9 protein-coding genes and 1 pseudogene are annotated in these 8,073 nt (G+C 39.7%); 3 read left to right on the forward strand and 7 right to left on the reverse strand.

The features are described 5' to 3' along the window. From B6K83_RS17820 to B6K83_RS17850, 6 genes and pseudogenes are all read right to left on the reverse strand, one after another. Nucleotides 1–189 (reverse strand): annotated as a pseudogene (locus B6K83_RS17820) (IS256 family transposase); the annotation flags it as partial. Between the two features lie 152 nt (nucleotides 190–341). Next, complete coding sequence (locus B6K83_RS17825; protein ID WP_092251504.1) at nucleotides 342–791, reverse strand: hypothetical protein; 450 nt, start codon at nucleotides 789–791, stop codon at nucleotides 342–344. A gap of 958 nt (nucleotides 792–1,749) precedes the next feature. After that, a complete protein-coding gene (locus B6K83_RS17835) occupies nucleotides 1,750–2,637 on the reverse strand; it encodes a hypothetical protein (RefSeq protein ID WP_085286207.1) in 888 nt (295 codons plus the stop codon). A gap of 2 nt (nucleotides 2,638–2,639) precedes the next feature. Further along, complete coding sequence (locus B6K83_RS17840; RefSeq protein ID WP_085286208.1) at nucleotides 2,640–3,506, reverse strand: isocitrate lyase/PEP mutase family protein; 867 nt, start codon at nucleotides 3,504–3,506, stop codon at nucleotides 2,640–2,642. Between the two features lie 59 nt (nucleotides 3,507–3,565). After that, entirely contained in the window at nucleotides 3,566–4,069 is a 504-nt protein-coding gene (locus tag B6K83_RS17845; RefSeq protein ID WP_085286209.1) for a LeuD/DmdB family oxidoreductase small subunit, read from the reverse strand. After that, nucleotides 4,053–5,357, reverse strand: a complete 1,305-nt coding sequence (locus B6K83_RS17850; RefSeq protein WP_092251506.1) for a 3-isopropylmalate dehydratase large subunit — start codon at nucleotides 5,355–5,357, stop codon at nucleotides 4,053–4,055. The genes B6K83_RS17845 and B6K83_RS17850 overlap by 17 nt, the downstream gene beginning before the upstream one ends. A gap of 179 nt (nucleotides 5,358–5,536) precedes the next feature. Here B6K83_RS17850 and B6K83_RS17855 point away from each other — a divergent pair, with 179 nt between their 5' ends. The 3 genes from B6K83_RS17855 (at nucleotide 5,537) to B6K83_RS17865 (ending at nucleotide 7,706) form a co-directional block, all read left to right on the forward strand. After that, nucleotides 5,537–6,313: an enoyl-CoA hydratase/isomerase family protein gene (locus B6K83_RS17855; RefSeq protein WP_085286211.1), complete on the forward strand. Its 777-nt coding sequence runs from the start codon at nucleotides 5,537–5,539 to the stop codon at nucleotides 6,311–6,313. After that, nucleotides 6,313–6,729 carry a PaaI family thioesterase gene (locus B6K83_RS17860; RefSeq protein ID WP_085286212.1) on the forward strand — a complete coding sequence of 139 codons (417 nt, stop codon included), beginning with the start codon at nucleotides 6,313–6,315 and terminating at the stop codon, nucleotides 6,727–6,729. Before B6K83_RS17855 ends, B6K83_RS17860 begins: the two co-directional genes overlap by 1 nt. Before the next feature lie 77 nt (nucleotides 6,730–6,806). After that, complete coding sequence (locus B6K83_RS17865) at nucleotides 6,807–7,706, forward strand: DUF1838 family protein (RefSeq protein WP_085286213.1); 900 nt, start codon at nucleotides 6,807–6,809, stop codon at nucleotides 7,704–7,706. A 243-nt stretch (nucleotides 7,707–7,949) separates the two neighbouring features. Here B6K83_RS17865 and B6K83_RS18725 read toward each other — a convergent pair whose 3' ends face one another. Then, a complete protein-coding gene (locus B6K83_RS18725) occupies nucleotides 7,950–8,066 on the reverse strand; it encodes an IS3 family transposase (protein ID WP_085284519.1) in 117 nt (38 codons plus the stop codon). Nucleotides 8,067–8,073 lie beyond the last annotated feature (7 nt).

Genomic DNA, 8,073 nt, shown 5'->3' on the forward strand with positions numbered 1-8,073 from the left:
GGTTTTCTTACTTGTACCGTTCTTACGATTAGGCTCGGGATCTGCTCCTAAGTGTTGTTCTAGCTCCGCTTTTAAAGCGGCTTCGGTTAATTGCTTGATAAGCGGTGTTAAAACACCATCTTCACCTGTTAAACCTTTACCAGATTGAAGTTCAGCTAATGCCTTGTTGAAGTCGAAAGATTGAGTCATGTGTCACTCCTATTTTATTAATAATACTGAAATGACACAGATTTCTAAACACTACCAAGGGGCGAATTAATAATGGGCTAAAATATTGAGCGCAGCGACAATAGCCCATTGTTAATTGTCTGAGCGAACTTGAGAGCGAATTGAGGCTCTTGTTAGGCATGTTTTGCACGAAGTCGTGACCAACTCTGATAGGTACCCAATAAATATAATATGCCAATACCGAGACATATTGTTGAGCTAACAACCCAAAATGTCACGCTATTTTCAGGGAACATGGGCATTAAAAAAACGAAGCAAACGCCGCGTAAAATATAAATAGCTGAAATGAGCACCAATGCTATACGGATCAAGGGTAGTTTGGGCATCACTCTGGCTCCGGAAAACCCATATAAAGACCAAATAGACAACATCAATACAATTATAGAGGTCACTATTGTTGGGTATATGTCACCGGCTTCAGCCATCAACGCCATTTGTTCGCCAGCACCAAAAAATCGATACCAATCGCCTCCGAAGATAATACAACCTAGATGAGCCAATGCGGCAATCGCACTAAAAATAGCACCGAACAATAAAGGTTTATTAATTTTCGAATTTAACACAATACTTCCCGTATATGCCTAACGCTTTGCCAAGCGGAAAGTAATGGTTGGCTATAATTTTTGAGAAACTAAAAACAGCCAACTGTAATTTTTCCGTTTGATGTTCTTGTTAGCTTGCGATTACACCAAAATACAACCACGTAGTTATAAACACTACCAAATAAAGAGTATTAACTAACCAAATGTTTTTCTTTTTATCTGAATTTGATACATGTTGCTTTAAATCTATTTTTTTAATATGATACCCGTTAGCGAGTCCATAACAAGGGCAAATATAATACATAAAAATATGATGTGTTCATCTGCTGCTTGAAGTTGAAATAAAACATAAAATAATGGAGGCAGAAGGAAATAACAGCTAAAGAAAACAAGTTGTATGCGTACAAAATGAATACTGTTTTGAGGTGAAACACCACCTTTTTCAGCTAAATCCATAGTGCCATATACTGTCCGTTGTAATAGATTCATGACTTAAATATTTTCAATATCCATTCAGATTGACTGCCAAACTTGAAAGCTAGCTAACACTTTAGTATTTATTACTTTTGTATCAAAAAACCTAAGGTATTGCTATTCATAGTTAAAATCAATTTTAAAGAATTTATCTCTCGGATAAAAGTGTGCACTTTGCGCATTTTCCTGAATATGGGAGAAAGTAAAAGCGCTAAAGAAAATTTACAAATATAATTGCGCTGTTTATAACATCCGCAATGTTGGAACAGTTGTCATTTTAGATTTTAGCTTCTCTGCCGACAATGGTGTCTAAGCAGACTTCCATTAAGATAATTTCAGGTTTACATTGGGTCAGTAGGGGAGCAATAGTTAGCGTTAATAGGTGTAAGATAAGCGGCAGCAATAGACTTATTGCTGCCTGTCAGGTTTAGTTAAGCGCTGATATTTTAAAGCGTTCGAGCGAGTATTAAGCTAATACAACTAATAGTACTGAAACTAATAGGCATCAGCCTACTAGCTCAATTAACTCACCTGCGGCGCCTTGAAGTAGAATTATTGATTTGCTGGGGTAGTAAGGGTCATCGGTATAATAAATATCGGTGTTAAACTTTTTAGCAATAGCGGCAATATTTTTAACTTGGCAAGTAATCATGGCGATACCTGATGGCAATGAGCCCTGGCTTGACTCTATGGGTATTGCGTTATCGACCTGATCTATTTCAAATAAACATTTTCCATCTAACTGCAAAGTTGCTACAGGAAATTGATGTTCTACGTCGTGGCCCCAAGCATTATTTAAAACGGTAACTTTGGTTTCAAAGCTTAAGCCGGCATCGGCATTATTGAGCGCTTGATAGAATTTAAGGCTGGCAGCTCTGTTTGGCGTGCATAATACCGGAATAAATAAACTACCCGTTTCATATGTTGTCATTGGTAGGTCAAAAGGGGGCACTTCTTTATCGACTTGTGTTAAGTAATTTACTTCACCTGCTGGCCCAATGACTTGCATTGCCTTAATGGCGTCACTTACTTGCAAGTAAGCAGGTTCACCAATAATGGTAAAAGCATCGTTGGTAAATTTTTTTCTAATATTATCGACATTATGTACATTAGATTCCAGCGCCATCCAGCCATATGATTTAAGTGGCTTTGCGGGTTGTGCATTTTTATTTTCAATAATTCGTAACCAACTATCGCCGTTTGCAGATGCTAAAATGGCAGATTTATTCCCTATTAAATCAGGGGCTCGCCAACAATTTACCAATTCGGCAGCAATGGTCTGCTCAGAGACTAGTGTATAACCTAGTATTGTTTGGTAACTGGTAATTACTGCATCGATATCACTGTGTAATAATGTGGCTCCAACAATTGGGCCTAGCTGACGTTCAGTCATGTTTATCCCTCGTATTTTTGCCCGTTTGTTAATATTTCATTAGTGCCCAATAGCTCGTTTAAACTCGATAAATCAAGCATTTTATTGCGATAATTATCGGTATTACCATGGGTTTTTATGCTGCTTAAAAACTCCTGAGCCATAAAGGTATATGCGCGTACCATTGCGCCAGGAAATATAACTAGGCTATAGCCCATGGCTTGTAAATCTTGAGCTGATTTAATTGGCGTAGAGCCACCTTCAACCATATTGGCAAGTAAGGGCACTTTACCGTTAAAGGTTTTATTGATGATTTGCATCTGTTCAATATTTTCAGGTGCCTCTATAAATAATAAGTCTGCGCCCGCTTCATAGTATGCATTTGCTCTTGCTAAAGCGCTTTCAAAACCTTCAACCGCAATAGCGTCTGTGCGCGCTATAATCATAGTGTCTTTGTTGTTTCTTGCATCAACAGCCGCTTTAACTTTACCTACCATTTCGCTGCTACTGACTAAGCTTTTTCCCTTTAAGTGTCCGCATCTTTTCGGCATTTGTTGATCTTCAAGTTGAATAGCTGAAGCACCAACCCGTTCAAACAATTTAACGGTGCGTTGTACGTTAATAGCATTGCCAAAACCGGTATCACCATCAACAATCATCGGCAGTTCAGTTCTTTCTCGGATCACTGAAATGGTATCGGCAACCTCACTCATTGACACTAGGCCAATATCCGGTCGGCCAAAGCGCGTATAAGCTATGCTTGCCCCTGATAAATACATACTATTAAAACCTGCTTTTTCGATTAACGCTGCAGATAATGCGTCATAACCGCCAGGTGCGATGAGTATTTCTTGTGCTGCAATTGCTTGTCTTAGTTTTTGTGCGTGCATGAATTCGTCTCTTGTTATAAAAATGGGCTTAAGCAAGGTGTTATTGGGTTTTTATGCCTTTATGATTGCCGAGCAAACTTAGCTTTTAAAAAAGGCATTAAGCCCCCAGCATTAACAATAGCCATTAACTCGGGGTGAATAGGATCACATTGATATGTTTCTTGAGTGGTTACGTTGGTGATGACGCCTGCAATAGGATCGACAATGAGTTGATCTGCTTTACTGATTTTGTCTACCTCTGCACAAACCAATACGGGTAAACCCAGGTTAAGCGCATTACGATAAAATATACGCGCAAATGATTTGGCAATAATTGCACTTACGCCTAGCTCAACTAATGCTTGTGCTGCTTGTTCTCTTGAAGAACCAATACCAAAGGCCTCACCGGCAACGACAAAGTCGCCTTTTTTAACTTGTTGTGCAAAGTCTTTGTTCACCGCTTCTAAGCAATGACTTGCAAGTTCACTTAAACTTGCTTTCATATAAGCACCCGGTGCTAGCAAGTCAGTATCTATGTTATCGCCAAAGATCCATGCGTGGCTGGCTTTATTTGATGTTGGCATTTAATTCACCTTCTAAGAATTGACGTGGGTCTGTGATTTCACCTGTAATTGCGCATGCGGCTACGGTGTAAGGAGAAGCTAAATAAACGTTTGACTCTGGCGAGCCCATGCGTCCTTTAAAGTTTCTTGAGGTGGATGAAATACAATTTTCGCCATTAGCAATAGCACCTGCGCCCATGCCTGCACATGCACCACACCCCGTAGGTAATATAATGGCTCCAGCTTCTGTTAGTATTGCTAACGTGCCGTCTTTTGCGGCTAGCTCTGTTGTTTTTGTTGAGGCAGGGGCAATTAATAAGCGTGTGCCTTTAGCAACTTTTTGACCTTTGAGCACCGCAGCGGCCATTTTTAAATCTGATAATTTAGCGCCAGTACAAGCCCCAATATAGGCTTGATGGATTGTAATATTTTCAAATGAAGTGACGGGGTGGGTATTTTCCGGACTATGCGGTGCCGCAACTTGTGGAATAAGCTGACTTGCGTCAAGGTGAATGACCTTTTCATAGCGGGCATCGCTATCACTAACCCAATCAAGTGCGTCTATCGCAGCAGTTTCACCGGTATTATTTATCCAATCAATTGTTGTTTGATCGGCTTCAACAATGCCGGTTTTACCACCGAGTTCAGCAGACATATTACAAAGTACCATACGTTCATACATCGGCATATCAGCGACAGTGTCACCGGCAAACTCCATTACTTTGTAGTTATTATTCATGCCTAATTTTGCACATAAATGCAGCATAATGTCTTTGGCACTACATCCTTTTTGTAATTGGCCGTTAATATTAATACGTATGGTTTCAGGTACTTTAATCCAGATCTCACCTGTGGCGAGTGCCCCGGTCATTTCCGTCGCACCAATACCCACCATAAAGGTGCCAAAAGCGCCACCTGTAGGTGAGTGAGAGTCACCACCTACAATAAACATACCTGGTTTTAAATGCCCTTGTTGAGGCAGCATTACATGGCAAATACCCTGCATGTCATAGAAATTTGTAATAAGGTTTTCTTGTGCCCAACGCCGGGTTAACGCGAGAATTTCCGCACTTTCAGGGTCGGTAGCGGGTACAAAATGATCACTCACCAATACCACTTTGTTTGGATCGAAAACTTTAGCGCCTAACTCTTCCAAACGAGACTTTACGCGGCGAGGTCCACTTGAGTCATGCATGAGCACTAGGTCTAATTTACAGGTGACAATTTCACCCGGTGAAACATGTGATTTACCACTGGCTTTCGCAATTATTTTTTGCGCCAATGTTTGAGGTGACATTAATTCAGGCATAATTTTTTCCATTGAGCTTTATAGAAACCAATTTGCTATAAAGCAAATTCAGTCAGATAAATACTTGTAGTTAGCTTTGGTTGAATGCTATCTATAATAATCGCTGTGTTTTTCTATGGTGATTGATGCCTAATAGGATTACAACAAACGCTGAACCCGGCTTAGGAATTTTTTGATATATGTCAACGGTAAAACTAGAAATTAACGAAAATATTGCCCAGATCACGATAAATAGGGCTGAAAAACGCAATGCACTGACACAAGAGATGTGGCAAAAACTAGCAGACTACTGTGATGAGTTAACTCAAGCTAAAGCATGTAAACTCTTAATCATTAAGGCAGCAGGTAATAAAGCCTTTAGTGCGGGTGCTGATATAGAAGAGCTCACTGAGATTATTAAAGATGAGCAACGTTTAGTTGCCAATAACGAAATAGTGCAACAAGCACAACTGAAACTACAAAAATTATCAATACCTACTATTGCAGCGATTAATGGTGTCTGTGTTGGTGGTGGTATGGGCATTGCCTTATGTTGTGATTTTCGATTAAGTGTCGATTCGGCAAAGTTTGCCATAACCCCCTCTAAACTAGGTTTATTATATAGCGTGGAGGACACCAAGCGACTAGTAGAGCTTGTCGGGCTGGCGCGAGCAAAAGAAATGCTTTATTTAGGAAAAACAATAACAGCGCAACAAGCTGAGCAATGGGGTTTGATCAATTTACTTGTTAGTAATGAAACTGAATTATCCGAGTCAGTGATTAAGCTAAGCCAGCAAATTTTAGCGGTGAGTTCTTATTCAATAGCGGGCATGAAATCGACATTAGCCTTTATTAACGGGGCCGATTTAGCGCATGAAACTGAAATACGAGCCTTATTTAATCAGGCATTTTCGAATAATGACTTTATTGAAGGGGCCAATGCATTTTTAGAAAAACGAGCGCCGGAGTTTACATAATGACCATTGAACTAATAAAGCAAGGCTTTGTGGAATGTGGACAAAATGATGGTTTTTGTCAGCATATAGGGCCTTTTTATCAAAAAGTACAACAAAGCTCGGTAACGCGAGCATTATCAATCGATCATAGACATTTGAATCCTGAAGGTGTTGTTAATGGTGGAGTTACCTTAGCGTTTATGGATTATGTTATTTACCGAGCCATAGGTGATGAAATTGGCCATGAAATAAAGTTTGCAACCATCAATTTAAACAGTAATTTTATCGCGGCGGCAAAACTTGGTAACACGTTGTTGGGCACCGGAAAAATAGTTCGTAAAACCAGAGATGTTATCTTTGCAGAAGGCTTGATCGTAACATCTGAGCGTAAAATAATGACGGCCAGTGGTATTTGGAAAATAATTCATCCTAATTGACATATCTCAAAGCAGTATGAGTGCCTTCCGAATCACACTGTACTGATACTCATAATTATTTTGGGATCATAAATATAATGAAAATAACTAAATTACTGAACGTATTATTGCTTAGCGGTTTTGCTAGCACTGTCTTTGCGGGCACAACAATAGATTTAAACACCCCTGAGGGCAATACTGCCGCAATGCGTAAAATTGTTTGTGACATCGAGGACAATAAAGTCAGTTATTATGCTTGGCATGGCACTGCCTACTCGAGACGTATGGGCGAAAAAGATAGAGTATTATTCAATGTAGAAGGCATGAGTGCTAGACAATGCGGCACAATTGATGGTGGGAAACAAGGTAAAACGTATAAGTTAGTCACTCGTGAAATTTTACTTTATACAGATCCTAAAACGGGTGAACCATTAGACAAGTGGTTAAACCCTTTTACAGGTGAAGAAGTGAATGTTATTCATGTGACAAACGACCCGGTTAACCAACCTCCTAGCTTTCCAAACGATAAAGACGGTAATGCACTTCCTTGGAAAAATAAATTTGCTGGTGAAGTCAGAGATAATATTTGGTGGCTGAAGTTTGACGTACCACTATTTTATCACAATGTATTAGGGGGAGGTTACCAAAAGCAAGTGGGTGGTGTTTATCATGCAACTGAAATGTTTGATTTTGTTGGTGATACACAAAGCTTAACTTCTGCTGACTTTGCTAGTGTACACGTTGATTGGGTTCGCATATCTGATTGGCTGCCGTGGATGATGATGACGGGGCGAGAAGGCGCTATTTACATACATGCCGCAGGTGAAAAACTAGCAACATTTGATGAGCTTAGCCCGATAATGAAAACGTTCATTAATGAAAATGCCCCTGAGTACAAAAATGCACCGCCGGTTAACGATAACAGAGCCAATGAAACAAGTTGGTCGACATATAAAGATGACGTTAAAGGTAAGCGATTCTCGTCAAAGCATCATTAAACTGTTAAGCCGACCCAGTAATCACTGCGTAGGTTAAATAACACCGTACAAACGGTCTTAGAATTCAATTACAGATGGATTCAAGGCCGTTTCTCATTTCTTATCGGCATCGTCCATGGGTATATTGCCTGTGAGCAATAATTACAAAAACCTAATGAGGTTAATTAAAGTTTTTAACTCATTGTTAGGGGGGCTATATAGTTGATGAACTAGCAATAAGGTTACTGCTTTGATCTGGTCAAGCTAGGCCGCACACTTTTTCCTTACACTTTCAAATTCAATTGGCGACATATCGTTTAAGCTCGTATGTAACCTAACTGAGTTATAGTATTTGATGTATTCTTCAACATCGAATTTCATGCTTTCT

It is taken from the genome of Colwellia chukchiensis (assembly GCF_002104455.1).
Classification (GTDB): Bacteria; Pseudomonadota; Gammaproteobacteria; order Enterobacterales; family Alteromonadaceae; genus Cognaticolwellia; species Cognaticolwellia chukchiensis.

Coding starts and splice junctions, on each gene's coding strand:
- B6K83_RS17835 (WP_085286207.1), bottom strand. CDS start 2,637: ATGACTGAACGTCAGCTAGGCCCAATTGTTGGAGCCACATTATTACAC.
- B6K83_RS17840 (WP_085286208.1), bottom strand. CDS start 3,506: ATGCACGCACAAAAACTAAGACAAGCAATTGCAGCACAAGAAATACTC.
- B6K83_RS17845 (WP_085286209.1), bottom strand. CDS start 4,069: ATGCCAACATCAAATAAAGCCAGCCACGCATGGATCTTTGGCGATAAC.
- B6K83_RS17850 (WP_092251506.1), bottom strand. CDS start 5,357: ATGCCTGAATTAATGTCACCTCAAACATTGGCGCAAAAAATAATTGCG.
- B6K83_RS17855 (WP_085286211.1), top strand. CDS start 5,537: ATGTCAACGGTAAAACTAGAAATTAACGAAAATATTGCCCAGATCACG.
- B6K83_RS17860 (WP_085286212.1), top strand. CDS start 6,313: ATGACCATTGAACTAATAAAGCAAGGCTTTGTGGAATGTGGACAAAAT.
- B6K83_RS17865 (WP_085286213.1), top strand. CDS start 6,807: ATGAAAATAACTAAATTACTGAACGTATTATTGCTTAGCGGTTTTGCT.
- B6K83_RS18725 (WP_085284519.1), bottom strand. CDS start 8,066: ATGAAATTCGATGTTGAAGAATACATCAAATACTATAACTCAGTTAGG.